At 69.9% G+C, this 20869-nt stretch carries 22 protein-coding genes; 16 read left to right on the top strand and 6 right to left on the bottom strand.

Translation table 11 applies throughout. The features are described from left to right. Nucleotides 1-151: 151 nt before the first annotated feature. From rsmH to ABZ863_RS19995, 3 genes are read left to right on the top strand one after another with little or no spacing between them, the layout of a single operon-like run. Complete coding sequence (gene rsmH, locus ABZ863_RS20005) at nt 152-1108, top strand: 16S rRNA (cytosine(1402)-N(4))-methyltransferase RsmH (protein WP_358537664.1); 957 nt, start codon at nt 152-154, stop codon at nt 1106-1108. Further along, nucleotides 1108-1836 carry a septum formation initiator gene (locus tag ABZ863_RS20000; RefSeq protein WP_358537662.1) on the top strand — a complete coding sequence of 243 codons (729 nt, stop codon included), beginning with the start codon at nt 1108-1110 and terminating at the stop codon, nt 1834-1836. The genes rsmH and ABZ863_RS20000 overlap by 1 nt, the downstream gene beginning before the upstream one ends. Then, nucleotides 1836-3761, top strand: coding sequence for a penicillin-binding protein 2 (locus ABZ863_RS19995; RefSeq protein ID WP_358537660.1), 1926 nt, complete (start codon nt 1836-1838; stop codon nt 3759-3761). The genes ABZ863_RS20000 and ABZ863_RS19995 overlap by 1 nt, the downstream gene beginning before the upstream one ends. A 52-nt stretch (nt 3762-3813) precedes the next feature. Here ABZ863_RS19995 and ABZ863_RS19990 read toward each other — a convergent pair whose 3' ends face one another. Then, on the bottom strand, nt 3814-4623 hold the full coding sequence (locus ABZ863_RS19990; RefSeq protein WP_358537658.1) for an ABC transporter permease: 810 nt from the start codon (nt 4621-4623) through the stop codon (nt 3814-3816). After that, entirely contained in the window at nt 4620-5597 is a 978-nt protein-coding gene (locus tag ABZ863_RS19985) for an ATP-binding cassette domain-containing protein (RefSeq protein WP_358537656.1), read from the bottom strand. The genes ABZ863_RS19990 and ABZ863_RS19985 overlap by 4 nt, the downstream gene beginning before the upstream one ends. Nucleotides 5598-5692: 95 nt before the next feature. Between ABZ863_RS19985 and ABZ863_RS19980 the strand changes: the two genes are divergently transcribed. Beyond that, complete coding sequence (locus ABZ863_RS19980; RefSeq protein ID WP_358537653.1) at nt 5693-6436, top strand: TetR/AcrR family transcriptional regulator; 744 nt, start codon at nt 5693-5695, stop codon at nt 6434-6436. On the opposite strand, the gene ABZ863_RS19975 is transcribed toward ABZ863_RS19980, so the two are convergent. Continuing rightward, nucleotides 6424-8220: an AMP-dependent synthetase/ligase gene (locus tag ABZ863_RS19975; protein WP_358537651.1), complete on the bottom strand. Its 1797-nt coding sequence runs from the start codon at nt 8218-8220 to the stop codon at nt 6424-6426. The two genes, ABZ863_RS19980 and ABZ863_RS19975, sit on opposite strands and share 13 nt — an antisense overlap. A gap of 107 nt (nt 8221-8327) precedes the next feature. Here ABZ863_RS19975 and ABZ863_RS19970 point away from each other — a divergent pair, with 107 nt between their 5' ends. The 7 genes from ABZ863_RS19970 to ABZ863_RS19940 are packed head-to-tail and all read left to right on the top strand — an operon-like array spanning nt 8328 to nt 13408. After that, on the top strand, nt 8328-8732 hold the full coding sequence (locus ABZ863_RS19970) for a polyketide cyclase / dehydrase and lipid transport (RefSeq protein ID WP_358537648.1): 405 nt from the start codon (nt 8328-8330) through the stop codon (nt 8730-8732). 16 nt (nt 8733-8748) lie between these two features. Beyond that, entirely contained in the window at nt 8749-9537 is a 789-nt protein-coding gene (locus tag ABZ863_RS19965) for a metallophosphoesterase (protein WP_358537646.1), read from the top strand. Between the two features lie 26 nt (nt 9538-9563). Continuing rightward, nucleotides 9564-10004: an SRPBCC family protein gene (locus ABZ863_RS19960; protein WP_358537644.1), complete on the top strand. Its 441-nt coding sequence runs from the start codon at nt 9564-9566 to the stop codon at nt 10002-10004. Nucleotides 10005-10006: 2 nt separating this feature from the next. Then, nucleotides 10007-11146 (top strand): TRC40/GET3/ArsA family transport-energizing ATPase, encoded by a 1140-nt coding sequence (locus ABZ863_RS19955; RefSeq protein ID WP_358537641.1) that lies wholly within the window; start codon nt 10007-10009, stop codon nt 11144-11146. After that, complete coding sequence (locus tag ABZ863_RS19950) at nt 11147-11563, top strand: hypothetical protein (RefSeq protein ID WP_358537639.1); 417 nt, start codon at nt 11147-11149, stop codon at nt 11561-11563. Continuing rightward, nucleotides 11564-12520, top strand: coding sequence for an ROK family protein (locus tag ABZ863_RS19945; protein ID WP_358537637.1), 957 nt, complete (start codon nt 11564-11566; stop codon nt 12518-12520). It begins immediately after the preceding gene. Between the two features lie 9 nt (nt 12521-12529). Beyond that, nucleotides 12530-13408: an NYN domain-containing protein gene (locus tag ABZ863_RS19940; RefSeq protein WP_358537634.1), complete on the top strand. Its 879-nt coding sequence runs from the start codon at nt 12530-12532 to the stop codon at nt 13406-13408. Nucleotides 13409-13414: 6 nt separating this feature from the next. Here the strand turns inward: ABZ863_RS19940 and ABZ863_RS19935 are convergent, their stop codons facing one another. Beyond that, nucleotides 13415-13906, bottom strand: coding sequence for a hypothetical protein (locus ABZ863_RS19935; RefSeq protein ID WP_358537632.1), 492 nt, complete (start codon nt 13904-13906; stop codon nt 13415-13417). Next, entirely contained in the window at nt 13903-14661 is a 759-nt protein-coding gene (locus ABZ863_RS19930; RefSeq protein WP_358537630.1) for an alpha/beta fold hydrolase, read from the bottom strand. Before ABZ863_RS19930 ends, ABZ863_RS19935 begins: the two co-directional genes overlap by 4 nt. Nucleotides 14662-14857: 196 nt before the next feature. Here ABZ863_RS19930 and ABZ863_RS19925 point away from each other — a divergent pair, with 196 nt between their 5' ends. Then, nucleotides 14858-15619 carry a lysophospholipid acyltransferase family protein gene (locus ABZ863_RS19925; RefSeq protein WP_358537628.1) on the top strand — a complete coding sequence of 254 codons (762 nt, stop codon included), beginning with the start codon at nt 14858-14860 and terminating at the stop codon, nt 15617-15619. Between the two features lie 21 nt (nt 15620-15640). Continuing rightward, nucleotides 15641-16144, top strand: coding sequence for a polyadenylate-specific 3'-exoribonuclease AS (locus tag ABZ863_RS19920; protein ID WP_358537626.1), 504 nt, complete (start codon nt 15641-15643; stop codon nt 16142-16144). 98 nt (nt 16145-16242) lie between these two features. Here the strand turns inward: ABZ863_RS19920 and ABZ863_RS19915 are convergent, their stop codons facing one another. Continuing rightward, a complete protein-coding gene (locus tag ABZ863_RS19915) occupies nt 16243-17334 on the bottom strand; it encodes a 3-deoxy-7-phosphoheptulonate synthase (RefSeq protein WP_358537623.1) in 1092 nt (363 codons plus the stop codon). A gap of 249 nt (nt 17335-17583) precedes the next feature. Between ABZ863_RS19915 and ABZ863_RS19910 the strand changes: the two genes are divergently transcribed. The 3 genes from ABZ863_RS19910 to pyk all read left to right on the top strand — a co-directional run bounded on the left by ABZ863_RS19910 (nt 17584) and on the right by pyk (nt 20854). Further along, nucleotides 17584-18609, top strand: a complete 1026-nt coding sequence (locus ABZ863_RS19910) for a 6-phosphofructokinase (RefSeq protein WP_358537621.1) — start codon at nt 17584-17586, stop codon at nt 18607-18609. Between the two features lie 88 nt (nt 18610-18697). After that, nucleotides 18698-19363 carry a DUF2461 domain-containing protein gene (locus ABZ863_RS19905; RefSeq protein WP_358537618.1) on the top strand — a complete coding sequence of 222 codons (666 nt, stop codon included), beginning with the start codon at nt 18698-18700 and terminating at the stop codon, nt 19361-19363. A 66-nt stretch (nt 19364-19429) separates the two neighbouring features. Continuing rightward, nucleotides 19430-20854 carry a pyruvate kinase gene (gene pyk, locus ABZ863_RS19900; RefSeq protein ID WP_358537615.1) on the top strand — a complete coding sequence of 475 codons (1425 nt, stop codon included), beginning with the start codon at nt 19430-19432 and terminating at the stop codon, nt 20852-20854. Nucleotides 20855-20869: the final 15 nt, after the last annotated feature.

Here is a 20869-nt window from a genome sequence, read left to right as displayed (position 1 = left end):
TGATCGGGCTGTACGGAGGAACGACGAGGTTCCACTGTGGATGTGTTCAGGCTGCGGCCCTGATGCACCTTCCCCGGTATCAGGTCCGCAACCTGAGGGCATCCACAACCGACGGTGAACAGGGTAGGTGAGGGCGAAAGGGGTCGCGGCCATGAACGACGGCAGCGCGCACCTGCCTGTCCTGCTCGACCGGGTGCTCGAACTGTTCGCACCGGCGCTCTCCGGCCGGGAGGCGGTACTGGTGGACGCCACACTCGGCCTGGGTGGGCATGCCGATGCGCTGCTCAGCGCGCACCCCGCACTGCGTCTCATCGGACTCGACCGCGACCCGAACGCGCTCGAGCGTTCCCGCGAGCGACTCGCCCGCCATGGTGACCGCGTCCAGCTCGTGCATGCGGTGTACGACCGCATGCCGGAGGTGGTGGCCGGTCTCGGGTTGTCCGCTGTGGACGGTGTGCTGATGGACCTCGGTGTCTCGTCGATGCAGCTGGACCTCGCCGAGCGGGGCTTCGCGTACTCCCGGGACGCCCCACTCGACATGCGTATGGACCCCACTGCCGGGATCACCGCGGCCGACGTGCTCAACACCTACTCGGTGACCGACCTCAGCCGCATCCTCCGGGACTACGGCGAGGAGCGGTTCGCCCAGCGCATCGCCAAGGCGGTGGCCGCCGAGCGGGAGAAGCAGCCGTTCGACCGCAGCGAGCGGCTGGTCCGCCTGCTGTACGCGACGGTGCCCGCACCGAGCAGGCGCACCGGGGGACACCCGGCGAAGCGCACGTTCCAGGCATTGCGCATCGAGGTCAACGGCGAGCTGGAGACACTGCGGGCCGCCGTGCCCGCCGCGATCGATCTGCTCGCCGTCGGTGGCCGGATCGTCGTCGAGTCCTACCACTCGCTCGAGGACCGCATCGTCAAGCGCGCGTTCGCCGAGCGGGCGACCTCGCGCACCCCGGAAGGCCTGCCGGTGGAACTGCCAGGTCACGGCCCTGAGCTACGCCTGCTGGTCCGGGGCGCCGAGAAGGCAAACGAGCAGGAGATCGAGGACAACCCACGCGCGAGCTCGGTACGGCTTCGCGCTGCCGAACGGATTGGAGCGGCTGCCTGATGACTGCGCCCGCACGCACACGCACCCAGTCCGAGCCCCGGCCGAGGGCTCCCCGTACCCGGCAGCGGGCTCGGGCAGCCGGCACGGCGGCGCCGCAGGCGCCCGAGATCACCGGCGCGCCGCGGCGGCGTAGCTCCGCGGCCGAGCGTGCCTACGCGCGCCGGGCCCAGCGCGTAGGCACGCTCGGCCCGAGTGCCGAGCCGCGTCCTGCGCCCGTCAAGGTATGGTTGCGCTGGCCGCGTTCCCGCACCTCGTTCGTGCTGTTGCTGATGTCGCTCCTGGCCGCCGGTGTTGCCACCACCCTGTGGCTGTCCACGCAGGCGATCGCCGACTCCTACCGGCTGGAGGAGCTCCGGCAGAACAACGCGAACCTCGCCGAGCGTGCCGAGCACCTGCAGCGTGAGGTCGCGACGGCGGAGTCGCCGTCGGAGCTGGCAGAGCGGGCCAAGGCACTCGGCATGGTGCCCGGCGGGAACCCGGCACGTCTCGTGGTGGACGGCGAAGGTTCGGTCACCGTGGTCGGCGAGCCCACCCGGGCCGCCGCCGCGGCACCGCCACCCAAGCCGGATCCGCAGCCGGGTGACCGGGACCAACAGCAACAGCAACGAGAACAACAGCAGCGGCAGCCCGGGGACGGCGCTGACGCGCAGGGGCAGGACGAGCAGCAGCGGCACGGGGACGACGCCGGTGCGCAGGGGCAGGAGCAGGGGACGACCGGAGGGGACTGATGCCAGGTCAGGCACGATCGCGACGCGGCGGCAGAGCAGGCGGCGGCACTCGCCGTACCTACTCGGCCCGGGCGCGCCGAGGGGGCGCGGCCTCGATCGACAGCGGCAACCGGGGCCGCTTCGCGGTCGGCCGGATCTTCCTCGTCGTGCTTTTGGTGGCGGCAGGACTGAAGCTGGTGCAGGTTCAGGGTTTCCAGGCGGAAGCACTGTCCGCCAAGGCCGAGCGGCAGCGCACCACGACCATCGACATCCCCGCGCAGCGTGGGTCCATTGTGGACCGCAACGGCGCGGAGCTGGCGTTCAGTGTCGAGACGCGGATGCTGTGGGTGAACCTGCGGCTGATGCGGAAGACGTGGAACGACTTCGCGCGCGAGAACCCGGAATCGGGGCAGAACTACGCTACCCGTTCCGCGGAGATCGCGAAGTACATCGCGGGCAAGTTGCCCGGCAAGGTCACCGAAGCGGAACTGTTGGCCGACTTCAACAAGAAGGGCAGTTTCACGTATCTGGTCGATGGGGTCGAGCCGTCCGTCGCCGATGAGATCAAGGCCAGGTATCCCGAGGTCGGCTATGAGAAGCGCGCCAAGCGGGAGTACCCGGGCGGCGAGCTCGCGTCGAACATCGTGGGTTACGCGAACTGGCGTACCGACGATCCGGACGTCTCCAACCACAACATCCACGGTCTTGCCGGGCTGGAAAGCATGCGGGACAACGATCTGGCAGGCACACCCGGCCGCCAGATCGTGGATACCGCGCAGGGCAACGACAACGTCGTGATCCCCGGTACCGAGCGCGATCTGCAGCCGGCCACGCCAGGATCGGACCTGGAGCTGACCATCGACTCGGACGTGCAGTACTTCCTGCAGGAGCAGCTGGCGGACTACGTCGCCGAGTCACGCGCCAAGGGCGGCAGCGCCGTGATCATGGATGCCAAGACCGGCGAGATCTACGCCCTGGCCAACGACAAGACCTTCGACCCGAACTCCGGCAACCTCGATCCGGAGCTGATGAACAACACCGCGGTGAGCACACCGTACGAGCCGGGGTCGGTCAACAAGATCGTGACCGCGACGGCGGCGATCGAGGCCGGCATCGCCGAGCCCGACACGGTGTTGCAGGTGCCCGGCAGGATCGAGGTGGCCGACCACGTCGTGCACGATGCGTGGCAACACGGGACACAGCCGTTCACCGTCACCGGCATCTTCGCCAAATCGTCCAATGTGGGCACGCTGATGCTCGCGGAGGAACTGGGTCCCGACCGCTACCTGGACATGCTGCAGAGGTTCGGGCTCGGCAAGCGAACCGGACTCGGCCTGCCTGGTGAAAGCCCCGGCTACGTGCCACCGCGCAGCCAGTGGTCCGGCACCACGTTCGGCAACCTGCCGATCGGGCAGGGCCTGTCGATGACGGTCGTGCAGATGGCGAGCATGTACCAGGCCATCGCCAACGGCGGTGTGCGGGTGGAACCGCGGATCGTGAGCGGGAAGATCACGCCGGACGGCACCCGGGTTACCGAGCCCGCGTCGAAGTCGACGCGCGTCACCGACGCCAAGACCGCGAACACGGTCAAGGACATGCTCCGCGCGGTCACCCAGGACGGGAACAGCAACTACAGGGGCACCGCGCCCGCCGCCGCGCTGGAGGGCTACCAGATCTCCGGCAAGACGGGCACCGGCCAGCAGGTCGACCCGGCGACCGGGGCGTACAGCAACCACCTGTACAACATCACCTTCGCCGGCATCCTGCCCGCGGACAATCCGCGTTTCGTGGTGGGCATCCGGCTGGACGCTCCGGAAACCACGCTGCCTGCGGGCAGTTCGGCGGCTCCGCTGTTCCACGAGATCGCGTCCTATCTGACGCAGCGGTACCAGCTGCCGCTGTCGGAGACGCAGTCTCCGGTCGTGCCGTTGATCCAAGCGGGCTGAGCGCGGGGCTTGCCCTTCCCCGTCGACGACGCTGGGAAGGGCAAGCCCGCACTCACAGACCGGCGGTCTTGAACCGCCGCACGGACAGCGGCACGAAGATCGCCAGCAGCACGACGCACCACCCGGCGGTGGCCAGCACCGGGTTGGCCAGCGGCCAGGCCAGGTCGCCCGTCGGGATGCCCGGGTTGCCGAACAGTTCCCGGCACGCCATCGTGGCCGCGCTGACCGGGTTCCAATCCGCGATCGTCTGCAGCACCGCGGGCATGCCCTCGGTCGGAACGAAGACGTTGGAGATCATCGTGATCGGGAAGATCAGCGGGCCGATGCGGGCGGCGGTCTCCTCGTTCTTGGCCAGCGCACCGAGGAAGACGCCGATCCAGGAGATGGCGTACTGCAGCAGCAACAACAAGCCGAACGCGCCGACGGTCGCACCAATGCCGTTGTGTGCCCGCCAGCCGAACAGGAGCCCGCAGGCCGCCATGATGACCAGGCTGCCGGTCGCGACGATGAGGTCGGCCGCCGTCTGTCCGAACGGGACGGCTGAGCGGGCCATCGGCATCGACCGGTACCGGTCCATCACACCGAGGCCGTTGTCCTTGGCGATCACCGTCATCGACCCCATGAGGCCGAACACGGTGCCCATGACGAACAACCCCGGCATGAGGTACTCGCGGTAGTTTCCGCCGCCGGGAATGGGGATGGCGCTGCCGAACACGTAGCCGAACAGCACGACCGAGACCAGCGGGAAGGCGAACGTCGCGGCGATCTGGCCCGGGTGGTGCTTGAGTTTGAGCAGGTTCCTGCTCATGATGGTGAGCCCGTCGGCGAGGCCGGTGCGCAGCGGCACGGCGGTGGCGGTCATCGGGCGGTCTCCTCGGTGGTGGTGGGCTTGCCGGTCAGCGTCAGGAACACCTCGTCGAGGGTCGGCCGCCGGATCCCGACGTCCAACGCCTTCACCCCGGCCTGGTCGAGCTGGCGCACGATCTCGGGCAGGGCAAGGGAGTCCAGGCCGACCGGGACGCTCAGCAGCTTGGTGTCCTCGTCGATGTCCGGTGCGGCGCCGCTTCCGGCGAGTGCGCCGAGGGCCCGCGCGGCATCGGGCAGCTCGGTGGCGTCGCTGACCACGACGTCGATGCGGCCGCCGATCTTCGCCTTCAGCTCGTCCGGTGTGCCCGACGCGATCACCTTTCCGGTGTCGATCACCGCGATGTGCTGGGCGAGCTGGTCGGCCTCGTCGAGGTACTGCGTGGTGAGCAGCACCGTCGTGCCCTGCGCCACCAGTTCGCGCACGGTGTCCCAGATCTCGTTGCGGCTGCGCGGATCCAGCCCCGTCGTCGGTTCGTCGAGGAACAGCACGGTGGGGGAGACGATGAGACTCGAGATCAGGTCGAGCCTGCGGCGCATCCCGCCGGAGTAGGTCTTCACCAGCCGGTCCGCCGCGTGGGCGAGGCTGAACCTTTCGAGCAGCTCGTCGGCCCTGGCGCGAGCACGCGCTGGGCTGAGGTGGAAGAGCCTGCCGAAGATGCGCAGGTTCTCCCTGCCGGTGAGGTCCTCGTCGAGTGCCGCATGCTGCCCCGCGAGGCCGATCCGGCGGCGCACGGCGGGTGCCTCGCGCACGACGTCGTGCCCGGCGACCGTGGCCCGGCCCTCATCGGGTTTGGTGAGTGTGGCGAAGACGCGGACCGATGTGCTCTTGCCCGCGCCGTTCGGGCCCAGCAGGCCGTAGACCGTGCCCGTCGGCACGGTGAGGTCGAGCCCGTCGAGTGCCTGCGTCTCCCCGAATCTTTTGCGCAGACCTTCGGCGACGACGACAGCGTCGCCCGCATGTTGTCCCATGGAATCCCCTTAAGTAAGTGAGTACGATGTACGCAGCAGCGACCGTACACAACCGAGTACATCGTACGCAACGAGATTACGCGGAAGGAGAACGCGTGGCACAGCGTCGCGAGTCGCCACTGAGGGCGCGGATGCGGGTGTGGGACCCCGAGCCGGTCCGCTCGCGTGGACCGGCGCCGGCCTACAGTCGCGACCAGATCGCCGATGCGGGCATCGACATCGCCGACGAGCAGGGCATCGACGCCGTGTCGATGCGCAAGGTCGCCGCCAGGCTCGGCACGGGCGCGATGAGCCTGTACCGCTACGTCGACAGCAAGGAGGGTCTCGTCGAGCTGATGGCCGACCGGATGCTCGGGCGCGCGAACTGGCCGGAGCTGTCCGGTGACTGGCGGGAGGATCTGCGCACGATCATCCGGGGACACCGGGTCGCGGTGCTGGCCCACCCGTGGCTGTCCACCGTCTGGGCCGGGCGGCCCGCGTTCGGGCCGAACATGCTGCGCGGTTTCGAACGCGCGATGTCCATCATGGACGGTCTGGGCCTCAGCATCGACGAGATGTTCGAGACCATCGGGATGGTCAACACCTGGGTCGACGGTTTCGTGCGCAACGAGCTCGCCGTCTGCGAGTACTTCGGCAGCGTCGACGAGGCCGAGGTGCAGCGCTCGATGGGGCCGTACGTCGAGTCCGTGATCCGCAGCGGGGACTACCCCTACTTCTCCCGCGTCGTCATCGAGGCGAAGACGCCGCACGTCGATCCCGATATTCGCTTCGAACGGTCACTCGACCGCGTCATCGCGGGCATCGAGGCCACGCTGCCGCAGCCGCCTCACCCCGCGTAAAGGGAGTCGATCGCGCCGGCGTAGGTCTTGCTCACCACGTTGCGCTTGAGCTTCAGGCTTGGGGTGATCTCGCCGCCCGCCTCGGTGAAGTCACTCGGCAGGATGGTGAACTTCCTGATCGACTCCGCATGGGACACGTGCTTGTTGGCCGCGTCGATCGCCTCCTGGACCGCGGCCCGCAGGTCGGGGTCGTTCGCCAGCTCGGACACCGTCGCGTTCGCCGGTTTGCCCTGCTGCGACTTCCAGGTCGGGAAGAACTCCTCATCGATCGTCACCAGCACACCGATGAACGGCCGCTGATCGCCGACCACCATGGCCTGACTGATCAACGGGCTGGCCTTGAGCGCGTCTTCCAGCAGGGACGGCGCCACGTTCTTGCCGCCCGCCGTGACGATGATCTCCTTCTTCCGGCCGGTGATCTTGAGGAAGCCCTGGTCGTCGAGCTCGCCGAGGTCGCCGGTGCGGAACCAGCCGTCCTCGAGCGACTCCGCGGTGGCCTGCTCGTTGTTCCAGTAGGCGCCGAACACCACGTCGCCCTTGAGCAGCACCTCGCCGTCATCGGCAATGCGCACCGACGTCCCGGCCACCGGCTTGCCCACCGTGCCGACCTTGAACGCGGTCTCGGTGTTGACGTTCGCCGCCGCCGAGGTCTCGGTGAGTCCGTAGCCCTCGAACACCGGCACGCCGATGCCGCGGAAGAAGTGTGCGAGCCTGGTGCCCAGCGGCGCGCCACCGGACACGGCGGCAATGCACCGGCCACCCAGCGCGGCCCGCAGCTTGGTGTAGACCAGCCTGTCGAACACCGCGTGCTTGAGCCGCAGTCCCAGCCCGGGGCCGCCGGCGTCCGTGGCCTCGCTGTAGGCGACCGCGGTGGCCTCGGCCGCGTCGAAGATCTTGCCCTTGCCCGTGGAGTGGGCCTTGAGCTTCGCACCGTTGTAGACCTTCTCGAACACGCGCGGCACCGCCACGACGAACGTCGGCCGGAACGTGCCGAGGTCGGCGACGAGGTCCTTGATGTCGGCGGTGTGCCCGAGCGTGGCCCGTGACGTGAACGCCGTGAGCGCGATCGCGCGCGCCAGGATGTGCGCCAGCGGCAGGAACACCAGCAGCGAGTTGCCCTTGGCCATCAGCTGCGGGAAGGCGTCGATGTCCGCACGTACCTCGGCCAGTAGGTTGCGGTGGGTCAGCTCGACCCCCTTCGGGCGGCCGGTGGTGCCCGAGGTGTAGACGATCGTGGCGAGCTCACCCGCCCGCACCGCCCGGCGGCGGGTGTGTATCTCGTCGTCGGGCAGCTCCGCGCCGAGTGTCGTGAGCTCGGCGATCGCGGCCTCGTCGCCGTCGATCTGCCACGCGTGCTCCAGCGCGGGCAGGCGGTCGCGGACCTCGGCGAGGGTCGCACTGTGCGCGGCGGTCTCGACGAACAAGGCCTTGGCGCCGGAGTCCGACAGGATCCAGTGGACCTGTTCTGCCGACGAGGTCTCGTAGATGGGGACGGTCACGGCACCAGCGGCCCAGATCGCGAAGTCGATCAGTGTCCACTCGTACCGGGTCTTCGACATGAGGCCGACCCGGTCGCCGTGCTGGATCCCGGCCTTGACCAGGCCCTTGGTGACCGCGAGCACCTCGGCGGCGAAGTCGCGTGCGGTCACGTCCCGCCAGGAGCCGTCCAGCTGGCGACGGAAACTCACCGTGTCCCCGAACCGCTCGGCGTTGGCCCACACGACGTCCGACATGTTCTCGTCGTCGGCGACCGCACGCTGAGCGGGGGCGCTGTACTCGCGCACGTCAACCTCCGTGTCCGCTGCGCTCTTCGCCGGTCAACCTAGCGGCTAGTCGCTCGGTTGACCATGGGCGAGGCAGCCCGATCTGCTGAGCATGTCATTCTGCACCAGTGTTGGCCTCCGAGAACGCACCCGCGCTGGACATCGTTGACGAAACGTTCCTCGTGGTGCCCCCGAGCACGGTCGCCGCGGCGTTCGCGGACCCTCGTTCGTGGGCCAAATACTGGCCGGACCTGGTGCTGGAAGTCTATACCGACCGCGGTGACCAGGGTCTGCGCTGGACCGTGCGCGGTGCACTGGTCGGCACGATGGAGGTCTGGCTCGAGCCCGTCCTGGACGGCACGCTGCTGCACTACTTCCTGCGCGCGACGCCGGCTCCCGCGCACCCGCTACGCCCGCGGGAGCTGCGCCGCGAGTTCGATCGCCGTGCTCGCGCCGCCAAGGCGATCGCGCTGGAGCTCAAGCAGGTGCTCGAGGACGGCCGGGAACCGGGCGTGCCGCCGCACACGGGATGAGCTCTAAGCTGGCCGCGTGCGGGTACATGTCGTGTCCGACGTGCACGGCAACGCCGATGCACTGGCCAGAGCCGGAGATGGCGCCGATGCGCTGGTCGTGCTCGGTGACCTGATCGACTTCGTCGACTACCACGAGCACGGCAACGGCATTCTGGGCACGTTGTTCGGCGCCGAGCAGGTGAGCACCTTCGCGCGGTTGCGCCGCGAGGGCTCGCGGGCCGAGACGGTGGCTTTCTCCCGGTCACTGTGGGCGACGCTGAGCAATCCCGCCGCCGCGGTCGACGAGGCCATCCGCGAGCAGTACGCCACGCTGTTCGGCGCACTGACAGCACCGACGTACGCGTTACCGGGCAATGTCGACGCACCGGGGTTGTGGCCGGAGTTCGTGGGGCCGGGGGTCCGGCTCGTCGACGGCCGGGTCGTGGAGATCGGCGGACTGCGCTTCGGTTTCGTCGGCGGTGGGTTGCTGCCGGACGGGGTGGTGCCGCGCCGCGGCGGGATCTGGCGGCCCTACCTGCGTGCGCGGGAGGAGTTCGACGCGGCCGTGGCTACGCTGAGCGGCATCGACGTGCTGTGCAGCCACGTGCCGCCTGCGCTGCCGGAGCTGACCTACGACGTCGTCGCGCGGCGGGCCGAGATCGGGTCGTCTGCTCTGCTGGAGCTGATCCACGGCGAGCAGCCGCGCTGGTCGCTGTTCGGGCACGTCCACCAGCCACTGGCGGCCCGCTCGCGCTCCGGCCGGACCGAATGCCGCAACGTGGGCCATTTCAAACAGACGGCACGCCCGTACGTGCTGCGCTGGTGAGCACGCGGACCGCTACGCTCAGCGGCATGGCGGAGCAGTCCACGCAATCCATCGAGGTCGAGGCCCGGCCGGAGCAGATCATGGCCGTCATCGCCGACCTCCCCGCCTATCCGGAGTGGGCCAAGGCGGTCCAGGAGACGGAGGTGCTCGGTGTCGACGGCTCCGGCCGGGCCCGGCAGGTCAAGTTCACCCTCGACTCGGGGCCGGTCAAGGACATCTACACCCTGGAGTACGACTGGGCCGACGACGGCCTCTCGGTGAGCTGGCGGCTGGTCCGCGGGCAGATGCAGAAGGCGCAGAACGGCCGGTACCAGCTTCACCCCGAGGGCGATCACACGAAGGTCACCTACACGCTGGCGGTGGAGCTCGTACTGCCGATGATCGGCCTGCTGCGCCGCAAAGCGGAAAAGATGATCATGGACACCGCGCTGAAGGAGCTCAAGCGCCGTGTCGAGGACAAGGTCTGAGCTTGCGGGTACTGCTGTTCACCGGCAAGGGGGGCGTCGGCAAGACGACCCTCGCCGCTGCGAGCGCCGCCGCGCTCGCCGGCCGGGGCAGCAAGACACTCGTGGTGTCCACCGATCCCGCGCACTCGCTCGGCGACGCCTTCGGCAGGCCGCTCGGCGCTGATCCGACCGAGCTGGACACCTGCCTGCACGGCGTGCAGATCGACGCGCGCGCGCTCGCCGACAGCACCTGGCACACGCTACGCGGCCGGTTGCGGTCCGCACTCGTCACCGGTGCGGGGCTCGACGCCCTCGACGCCGAGGAGCTCACCGTGCTGCCGGGTGTCGACGAGCTGCTCGCGCTCACCGAGGTGCGGCGGCTCGCCGAGACGGGGCCGTGGGAGGCCGTGCTCGTCGACTGCGGCCCGACCGCGGAGACCCTGCGCCTGCTGGCACTGCCCGAGGCGGTGTCCGGCTATCTCGCCCGCATGTACGGCCGTGCGAGCAGGCTCTCGTCGCTGGCGAGGTCCATCACGCGGCTCACCGGGCATCTCGAGTCGCTGCGCGCTCTGCTGACCGATCCGGAGACCACCCGCGTGCGGCTCGTGCTGACACCCGAGCGCGTGGTCGTCGCCGAGACCCGGCGCATGCTGACCTCGCTGGCACTGCGCGGAATCCGGGTGGACGGCCTGATCGCCAACCGGCTGATGCCCGCGCCGGGGCTGTGGCGCGGGGCGGCGGCGTCGTGGTTGCGTACCCGCCGCGCTGAGCAGGACGAGGTACTGGCCGAACTGCGCCGCGCCGGCCTCGTCGACGGCATGCTCCGCTCGGTCGAGCACCGCGCCAGCGAACCCGTCGGGCTGCCGGCGTTGCTGGAGATCGCTGATGAGCTCTACGGCAGCACCGGCCCGCTCGCCGGAGCGGGACAGAACCTCGTCCCGCTGCTGCAGGTGTCCGAAGTGGACCATGGTTACCAACTGCGGGTTGCGTTGCCACTGACCAGAAACGCCGCGGTGGAGCTGGCTCGCGTCGACGACGACCTCGCGATCACAGTGGACGGTTTCCGGCGGCTCGTCGCGCTGCCCGGACCGCTGCGGCAGTGCCGGATCGCCGGGGCCGAATCCGACTCACAGGGCCTCGTGGTGCAGCTGGAAAGGACCTGAATGAGCGGCAACGACGACGGCGCAAAGCTCGCCGAGGAGATCCGGCTGCTCGTGGACCTCGTCATCGACCGCGCCGCGCCGTGGCTGGAGACCGTGCTGGCTGCGGGCCACGGCGACGGCGAGGGGCCCGAGCACGCCGAGGCGCAGGGCGGCTGCGGCTGGTGCCCGCTGTGCGCGGTCGTTGCCGTGGTGCGCGGCGAGCGCCCGGAACTGGCGGCCCGGGTACTGGAGCAGGCGGCACAACTGATCGCACTGCTGCGTGCGGTGCTCGCCGACAGGTGGCAGCCGGAGGACGGGATGCACATGCCCGGCTTCCAGCCCGTGCGACGGCAGGAGCCCGCGGCTAACGGCGCGGAACCCCGGGTGCAGCGTGTCGCCGTGCGCCCCAGGGAGCAGTGGGAGCAGTGGGAGCAGTAGATGCTGGCGATCGGCGTCGACGTCGGTGGCACGAGCGTGCGAGCCGGTGTCGTGGACGGGCAGGGCGCCGTGCTGGACACCGCGCGGGTGGGCACGCCACAGGACGAGGTCGCACTCGAGGACGCGATCGCCGGCGTGGTGGAGGAACTGCGCAACCGGCACGAGGTGAGTGCCGTCGGGCTCGCTGTCGCGGCCTTCGTGCGGCCGGACCGCCGCTCGGTGATGTTCGCACCGCACCTGGCGTGGCGGCAGGCACCGGTCGCCGACCGGATCGCCAAGCGGGTGGGCCTACCGGTGACATTGGAACACGACGCCAACGCCGCCACCGTCGCCGAGCACCGGTTCGGTGCCGCACGGGGCGCTCAGGTCGTCACGCTGGTGGCCATCGGCACGGGGATCGGCGCCGGGCTGCTGCTGGACGGCCGCATCTTCCGCGGGGCCCACGGAGTCGCCCCTGAGCTGGGGCACCTGTGCGTTGTGCCGGGCGGCCGCGCCTGCCCGTGCGGCAAGTACGGGTGCTGGGAACGTTACTGCAGCGGCACCGCTCTCGCGGCGACCGCGATCGAGCTGCTGGCCCGGCACCCCGGTCGCTCCACGGTGCTCACCAGGGAGATCGCAGACGATCCCGGCTCGGTCACCGGCAGGCGGGTGGCAGGTGCCGCGCGCGATGGCGACCCCGTGGCGCAGCTGGCCATGGCGGAGCTGGCCCGGTGGCTCGGTGAGGGGCTGGCGCTGGTCGCCGACGTCTACGACCCCGAGGTGATCGTGATCGGCGGTGGGGTGTCGGAATCGGCGCCGTTGTTCCTCGACGAGGCCCGCGAGCACTACGCGCACGCCGTCACCGGTGCCGGTCACCGCCCGCTCGCGCGGATCAGGACCGCACAGCTCGGTGACGAGGCGGCGTTCGTGGGAGCGGCGACGCTCGCGAGGGAGAAATCCACCACACCAGTTGATTAAGCTGGCCGGATGCTTCTCGGTGACGGCGACGGGTTCATCAGTTGCATCTGCGGCGAGCAGCACTGGGGGCTGCACGGCGCCGCCGGGCTGCTGCTGACCGACCCGGGTCGGGGCGTGCTGCTACAGCACAGGGCGGGCTGGACCCACCACGGCGAGACCTGGGCGTTGCCCGGCGGTGCGGTGCGCACCGGCGAGACCCCTGCCCAGGCGGCCGCCCGGGAGACCGAGGAGGAGACGGCGGTGCCCGCGGGGGCGATCCGGGCACTGGCGGCCCGCGCGGAGGACCACGGTGCGTGGAGCTACACAACGGTGCTGGCGACCGTGCTGGGCACGGTGCGGCCCAGGGTTGCCAACGCGGAGAGCACCGCACTGGACTGGGTCACCCCCGACGAGGTCGAGAACTATCCGCTGCACCGGGACTTCGCGGCCGCCTGGCCTGCCCTGCGTGCGCAGCTCGATCGCCAGCTCGTGCTGGTGGTGGACGCGGCGAACGTCATGGGCGCACGTCCCGACGGCTGGTGGCGTGACCGGGCCGCCGCGGCCGTGCGGTTGCGTGATCGCCTCGCCACCCTCGCCGGGGCCGGGGTTCCCGGCGCCGATGTCGGCCTGCCCCAGGACGGCCGGTGGCTGTGGTGGCCCCGTGTCGTGCTCGTGGTCGAAGGGCAGGCCCGCGGAACGGACGGGGCCGACCAGGTGGAGGTGGTGACCGCGCAACAGGACGGCGACAGCGCGATCGTCACGACCGTGCGGCAGCTGCGCGAGCGCCGTCCCCGCGACCATGTCGTCGTGGTCACCGCCGACCGGGTGCTGCGCGAGCGGGTCCGCGCCGAGGGTGCCGGTCTCCTCGGGCCTGCGGCACTGTGGCAGCTACTGGACGCCTGCGACTGACGCCGTTCAGACCTGGGCGCCGTTGGTCGGATCGGCGCCGTCGGGTGGTCCTTGCTTGACCCGGAGCAGGAGCAGTCCGATTCCGGTGGCGAGCGCGAGCATGCCAAGCGGGGTGGCGATCGTGCTGGACAGCCCGATCAGCCGTGGCGCGATGAGCAGCAGGAGCCCGACAACGAAGAACAGCAGCACCACGAAGGCGCCTTTGCGAGGACGGGGCAGCGGTGGCGGCTCGGGCGGGACGTAGTGCTCGTCGTCGCCTGCCGGATCGGGAGCGAACATCGTGTCGTCCCAGCCGGCGCCGCCCTCGCGCCAGCCGGGCTCGGCGGGTGCGCTCTCGTCCGTCGCGGCGGCGCGGCGCGGCTCCCGCTTCGGCTGTGGCTCCGGCTCCGGTTCGGTTTCCGCCGGCTCGCCGAAGCCCTCCGCACGCAGATCCGCGACGATCTCCTCGAACGTCGCGTCCACGTCCTCCGGTCCGTCGGAGCCCGTCGGCCTGGTCACGCCGCCACCTGCCTGACCGATCGCACGAACTCGGCACTGCGTTCGAAGATGAGCGGCGCGTCGTTGTCCAGTGTCGCCACGTGGTAGCTGTCGTACAGCAGCACCTCGGTGAGCTGCGTGCTCCGGACCCCCTCGGCGATGACGCGTGAGTTCACCGGCTCCACAACGTGATCGACCACCGAGTGCATCAGCAACATCGGCTGCGTCACCTTGTACAGGTCCTCGCGGACCAGCTTCCACAGCCGGCTCAGGCTCGCCGCGGCCCGCACCGGTGTCCGTGCGTAGGCCGGCTCGATGACGCCCGGCTTGGCGATGTCGCCACCCACTCCCTTCACCGACGGCAGCACCCTGCCCAGCACGGGAAGCAGGCGGGCGTCCTTGCGCAACGTCAGCACCGAGGGGTTGACCAGCGCGAGCCCGGCGACGGCGTCGCCGAGCTGCTGAGCCAGCCGCAGGCTGAGCGTGCCACCCATGGACAGCCCGAACACGAACACCGATTCGCAGCTGCGCGCCAGCGTCTCGAACTCGGTGTGCACGCAGTCGTACCAGTTGGTCCAGCGGGTCCGGTTGCACTCCTGCCACGTCGTGCCGTGGCCGGGCAGCCGCGGGCAGCGAACCGTGTGGCCGAGGTCGGCGAGGTAGCGCCCCCAGGGACGCATGCTCGCCGGTGATCCGGTGAACCCGTGGCACAGGAGCACACCGACCTCAGTCGAGGCGGTGTGCGAGAACGGCTCCGCGCCGGCGAGCACAGGCATGCTCGATCGCCCTCCCGTCGAGCTTCGTCGTCCCATGTTCCCATGGGCGAGGGTGGCCGTGGGCGAGTGGTTTCGCTGTGAGATCGATCGCGGGGCCCACGCCAGTGGCCGCAGCGAGTTGTGCCTCGCCAGTGCGGGTTCGTACGCTTTGATCTGCCGTGGTTGTGCCGGTTCGGTCGGAGGAGGACGTGACGCGGTGCTGTATCGCCTCATGAAGTACGTACTGCTCGGTCCATTGTTGCGTCTCTTCTGGCCCACCAAGGTCAGCGGTCAGGAGAACATCCCGGCCACCGGTGGTGCCATTCTCGCCAGCAACCACCTCGCCGTCGCCGACTCGTTCTTCATGCCGCTCTACGTTCAGCGCCGGGTGACCTTCCCCGCGAAGCAGGAGTACTTCACCGAGCCAGGCGTCAAAGGCCGGCTGAAGAAGTGGTTCTTCACCGGTGTCGGGCAGTTCCCGATCGACCGGTCCGGTGGCTCGGCGGCGCAGGCCGCGCTCGACACCGCCACCCGGCTGGTAGGCGAGGGACGGCTGCTGGGCATCTACCCCGAGGGCACCCGCTCGCCCGATGGCAGGCTCTACAAGGGCAAGACCGGTGTCGCCCGGATCGCGCTGGAGGCCGCGGTGCCGGTGATCCCGGTCGCGATGGTCGGCACCGACAAGGTGAACCCGATCGGCTCCAAGATGTGGCGCCCGCGGCGGCTCGAGGTGCGGTTCGGCAAGCCGCTGGACTTCTCCAGGTACGAGGGCCTGTCGGGTGACCGGTTCGTCGAGCGGTCGATCACCGACGAGATCATGTACGCCCTGATGGAGCTGTCCGGTCAGGAGTACGTCGACATCTACGCGGCGAAGGCCAAGGAGCTGCTCGCCGCCGAGGCCGCGGGCCTGCGCCCGGCCGTGCCGGCGCAGCCCAGTGCTCGGGACGCGGCGCGGCTCCCGGAGAGCAAGGCCGGCTAAGCGGTCGAGTACCGTGCGGCGGTGCGATTCTTCTACGACACCGAGTTCATTGAGGACGGCGTGACGATCGACCTGGTGTCGATCGGTGTCGTAGACGCGCGTGGCCGCGAGTTCTATGCCGTGTCGACGGAGTTCGATCCCGGCAAGGCAGGCCCGTGGGTGCGGGAGAACGTACTGGACAAGCTGCCCTCGCCGGGCGATCGCGCGTGGCGCAGCCGGGAGCGGATCCGCCACGATCTGCTCGACTTCTTCGGCAGTCCGGCCGGCGGGATCGAGCTGTGGGCGTGGTTCGCCGCTTACGACCACGTCGCGCTCGCCCAGCTGTGGGGGCCGATGCCCGACCTGCCGCGCCAGCTGCCGCGCTTCACCCGCGATCTGCGGCAGCGCTGGGAGGACGTCGGCAAGCCGAGGCTGCCCGCGCCCCCGGCCGATGCGCACGACGCGCTCGCCGACGCCCGCCACAACCTGGAGCGGTGGAAGGTCATCGAGGAAGCCCGTAAGCGCCGAGGTTTCCCCGCCACCTGAGTTGAGTGGTCCCAGTGGTCCCCAAGGCCACCTAGGTCAGATACTGCGACGCGCAGCGTCTCCGTTCAACGCGACCAAGGTGGCCTTGGGGGAGGTTTTCAGCGGGAGCGGACGGCGGCGGCGAGGTCGTCGAGGAGGGCAGCCGTGGTGGACCAGTCGACGCAGGCGTCGGTGATGCTCTGCCCGTAGGTCAGCTCGCCGGCCTTGCCGAGGGTGAGATCCTGGCGTCCGCCGGCGAGGAAGCTCTCCAGCATCAGCCCGGTGATCCCGCGCTCACCCGCACCGATGCGTGTGGCCAGCTCACCGACGACGGCCGCTTGCCGGTGGTGGTCCTTGCCGCTGTTGCCGTGGCTGGCGTCGATGATGACGCGCTCCGGTAGCCCGGCCTTGCGCAACCTGCCGAGCGTGTCGGCCACCGTGGCCGCGTCGTAGTTCGGTCCCGTGGCGCTGCCGCGCAGGATGACATGGCAGTCGGGGTTGCCCGCGGTGGTGAACAGCGCCGCGAGACCGTCGGCGTTGATGCCGGGGAACACGTGGCTCGCCGCCGCCGCGCGCGTGGCGTCCACGGCGACCTGGACATCGCCCTCGGTGGAGTTCTTGATCCCCACCGGCATCGACAACGCGCTGCACAGTTGCCGGTGCACCTGGCTCGCCGCGGTGCGCGCGCCGATGGAGCCCCAGCTCACAGTGTCCGAAATGTACTGCGGCGTGATCGGGTCGAGGAACTCGCAGCCGACGGGAAGGCCGAGCGCCGAGACCTCGAGCAGCAGCCGCCGGGCCAGGCGAAGGCCCTTGTTGACCGCGAAGCTGCCGTCGAGGTCCGGATCGTTGATGAGTCCCTTCCAGCCCAGCGTGGTGCGCGGCTTCTCGAAGTACACCCGCATCACGATGTGCAGCTGGTCGCGCAGCTCCCCGGCGTGCTCGGCGAGCCGGCGCGCGTAGTCGAGGGCGGCCTCGGGGTCGTGTACCGAACACGGTCCCGCCACGACGAGCAGCCGACCGTCCTTCCCGTTGAGGATATCGACGGTGTCGGCGCGGCCCTGGGCGACGGTCTTGGCGACCGCGGCGTCCATCGGGTGTTCCTCGCGCAGCAATGCGGGTGACAGCAGTGGGCTGACGTGCGTGGTCCGTTGGTTGTCCAGCAGCTGGAGTGAATCGGCGGAATCCGCGGGAGCTGCGGTGAACGACATCGGGTGGCTTCCTTTCCGCAAGCCGCCCCGCGTCACCTGCGAGCCGGCTTGGCGTCCGGCTCGAGGTGGTTGGTGGTCAGCGCAAGGGCTCGCCGACCGACCCACCGCGGGCCGGCCTGCTAAACCAGAAATAGGAGCGCTGCACGCCGGAGACAGTAGCAGACACGATGCTGCTGCACCGATCAAGTTCGGAACCGCTAGGCTGGCGGCGCAACTGTGACGTAGAACAAACGCGGAGGTTTGATCTTCATGCGAGTCGGTGTGCTGACCGGCGGTGGCGACTGTCCTGGGCTGAACGCCGTGATCCGCGCGGTCGTGCTGAAGGGCATGGATGTGCACGGCTGGGAGTTCGTGGGCTTCCGCAACGGGTGGCGTGGTCCCCTCACCGGCGAGAGCCGGCCGCTCGGACGCGACGACGTCGAGGGCATCCTCACCCGCGGCGGCACGATCCTCGGCTCCTCCCGGACCAACCCGTACAAAGAAGAGGGCGGCCCCGACCGGATCAAGGCGGTGCTCCGCGAGCAGGGCATCGACGCGCTGATCGCCATCGGCGGGGAGGACACGCTCGGCGTCGCCAAGAGGCTCACCGATGAGGGCGTGCACGTCGTCGGTGTGCCCAAGACCATCGACAACGACCTCGCCGCGACCGACTACACCTTCGGTTTCGATACGGCAGTGCACATCGCGACCGAGGCGATCGACAGGCTGCACACCACCGCCGAGTCGCACCACCGCGCGCTCGTGGTCGAGGTGATGGGTCGGCACGCCGGCTGGATTGCGCTGCACTCGGGGCTGGCAGGTGGCGCGAGCGTCATCCTGGTGCCGGAGCGCCCGTTCTCCGTGGAGCAGGTCGTGCAGTGGGTCGAGCGCCGGTTCGAGCGCGAGTACGCGCCGATCATCGTGGTGGCCGAGGGCGCGCTGCCCGAGGGCGGCGCCGAGGTGCTGCAGAGCGGGGAGAAGGACGCCTTCGGTCACGTGCGCCTCGGTGGTGTCGGGACGTGGCTGGCCGAGGAGATCTCGCAGCGCACCGGCAAGGAGTCGCGCGCCGTCGTGCTCGGGCACGTCCAGCGCGGCGGTACGCCGACCGCCTACGACCGCGTGCTCGCGACCCGGTTCGGCCTGCATGCCGTGGATGCCGTCGCCGACGGCGACTTCGGCGTGATGGTCGCCCTGCGTGGTACCGACATCGTGCGGGTCAAGCTCTCGGAGGCGACCGCGGAGCTGAAGACCGTGCCGGCGGAGCGCTACGCCGAGGCCGAGGTCTTCTTCGGCTGAGTGTCCGCCGCGGGCGGTCCGGGTTCCGGGCCGCCCGCGCACGGATGGCCTGATCCGGCCATCGGTGGCGCCGGGGTAGCGTGAGACGGTGGCGTTCACCGGTTTCGGCGAGTACGCGATCGACTTCTTCGACGGTCTCGTCGCCGACAACTCCAAGACCTACTGGGACGCGCACCGCGAGACCTACCAGTCCGACGTGCGCGCGCCGATGGAGGCGCTGCTGACGGAACTGGAACCCGAGTTCGGAGGCGGCTTCGGCACGGGCAAGGTGTTTCGGCCCTACCGCGATGTCCGCTTCGCCAGGGACAAGAGTCCGTACAAGACGCACTGTGGCGCGGTCATCGAGCAGGGCCGCGGGGGCGGGGCCTACTACGTGGAGATCGGCCCGGACGGGTTGCGCGTGGGTGGCGGGTGCTTCCACCTCGCGGCCGATCAGCTCGCGCGGTTCCGGCAGGCCGTCGACGTCGATCTGCACGGCAAGGCACTGGAGACCATCCTGGCGGCGCTGCGCCGGTCGGGCTGGGAGATCGCAGGCGAAGTCCTCAAGACCCGGCCACGCGGGGTCGCCGCCGACCATCCGCGGGTCGACCTGCTGCGGCATCGCTCGCTCTACGCGGTGCGGGTCTGGGAGCCCGCCGACCTACTGCACGAGCCGGCCTGCCTGGACCGGGTGCGGGCCGCGTGGCGTGACGTGCGTGCATTCAACGAGTGGGCACGCGACCATGTGGGCACCAGCGAACTGCCGCGCCGCTGAAACTTTCCTTAACGATCTCGGGATCGGTACAGACGCTCGCGCGGCGAGGTACTACCCTGTTTGAGTGTGAGCCGACGAGCGAAGATCGTATGTACCCTCGGCCCTGCGACGGCGACGGCGGAGAAGGTCCGTGCGCTCGTCGAGGCGGGCATGGATGTCGCACGCATGAACTTCAGCCATGGCAGCCATGGCGACCACAAGCAGGTGTACAACCTGATCCGCGATGCCGCGGCCACGACCGGCCGCGCCGTGGGCATTCTCGCCGACCTGCAGGGCCCGAAGATCCGGCTCGGCACCTTCGCCGGCGGCCCCGTGGAATGGCGAACCGGGGACCGGGTCCGCATCACCGTCGAGGATGTGGCCGGCACCCACGACCGCGTCTCCACCACCTACAAGGGCCTGGCCAGGGACGCCAAGCCCGGTGACCGGCTGTTGGTGGACGACGGCAAGGTCGGCCTCGTGGTGGAGGGCGTCGAAGGTCCCGACGTGATCTGCGAGGTCACTGAGGGCGGCACCGTCAGCAACAACAAGGGCGTGTCCCTGCCCGGTATGGACGTGTCCGTTCCCGCGCTGTCCGACAAGGACATTGAGGACCTCGAGTTCGCGCTCGAGCTCGGCGCCGACTTCATCGCCCTGTCCTTCGTGCGCTCGCCCGCCGACATCGATCTCGTCCACCAGGTGATGGACCGGGTCGGCAAGGGCCGGGTGCCGGTGATCGCCAAGCTGGAGAAGCCCGAGGCGGTGTACAACCTCGAGGCGATCGTGCTGGCTTTCGACGGGCTCATGGTCGCCCGCGGCGACCTCGGCGTGGAGCTGCCGCTGGAGCAGGTGCCGCTGGTGCAGAAGCGGGCCATCCAGATCGCCAGGGAGAACGCCAAGCCGGTGATCGTGGCGACGCAGATGCTCGACTCCATGATCAACAACTCCCGGCCGACCCGCGCGGAGGCCTCCGACGTCGCCAACGCGGTCCTCGACGGAGCCGACGCGGTGATGCTGTCCGGTGAGACCAGCGTCGGCCGGTACCCGGTCGAGACGGTCGAGACGATGAGCCGGATCGTCGAGGCCGTCGAGGCCGACCTGCCGACGGTGCCGCCGCTGAGCCACGTCCCGCGGACCAAGCGCGGCGTCATCTCCTACGCCGCCCGTGACATCGGTGAGCGGCTCAACGCCAAGGCGCTCGTCGCGTTCACGCAGTCCGGCGACACCGTGCGCAGGCTCGCGCGGCTGCACACCCGGCTGCCGCTGCTGGCGTTCACCCCCATGGAGAGCGTGCGCTCCCAGCTGACCATGACCTGGGGCACCACGGCGCGGCTCGTACCGCACGCCGACTCGACCGACCGCATGATCCAGCAGGTAGACCACGCCATGCTGGAGACGGGTCGCTACCAGCCGGGTGACCTCGTGGTCATCGTCGCCGGCTCCCCGCCGGGCACCGTCGGCTCCACCAACCTGATCCGTGTTCATCGTCTCGGTGAGGACGACCACGCCTGAGGGGCGTGGCGTGCG

Source organism: Saccharomonospora sp. NPDC046836, from assembly GCF_040645195.1.
Classification (GTDB): Bacteria; Actinomycetota; Actinomycetes; order Mycobacteriales; family Pseudonocardiaceae; genus Prauserella_A.
The sequence above is the reverse complement of the archived record's forward strand: the minus strand, read 5'-3'. Positions and strand labels throughout refer to the sequence as shown.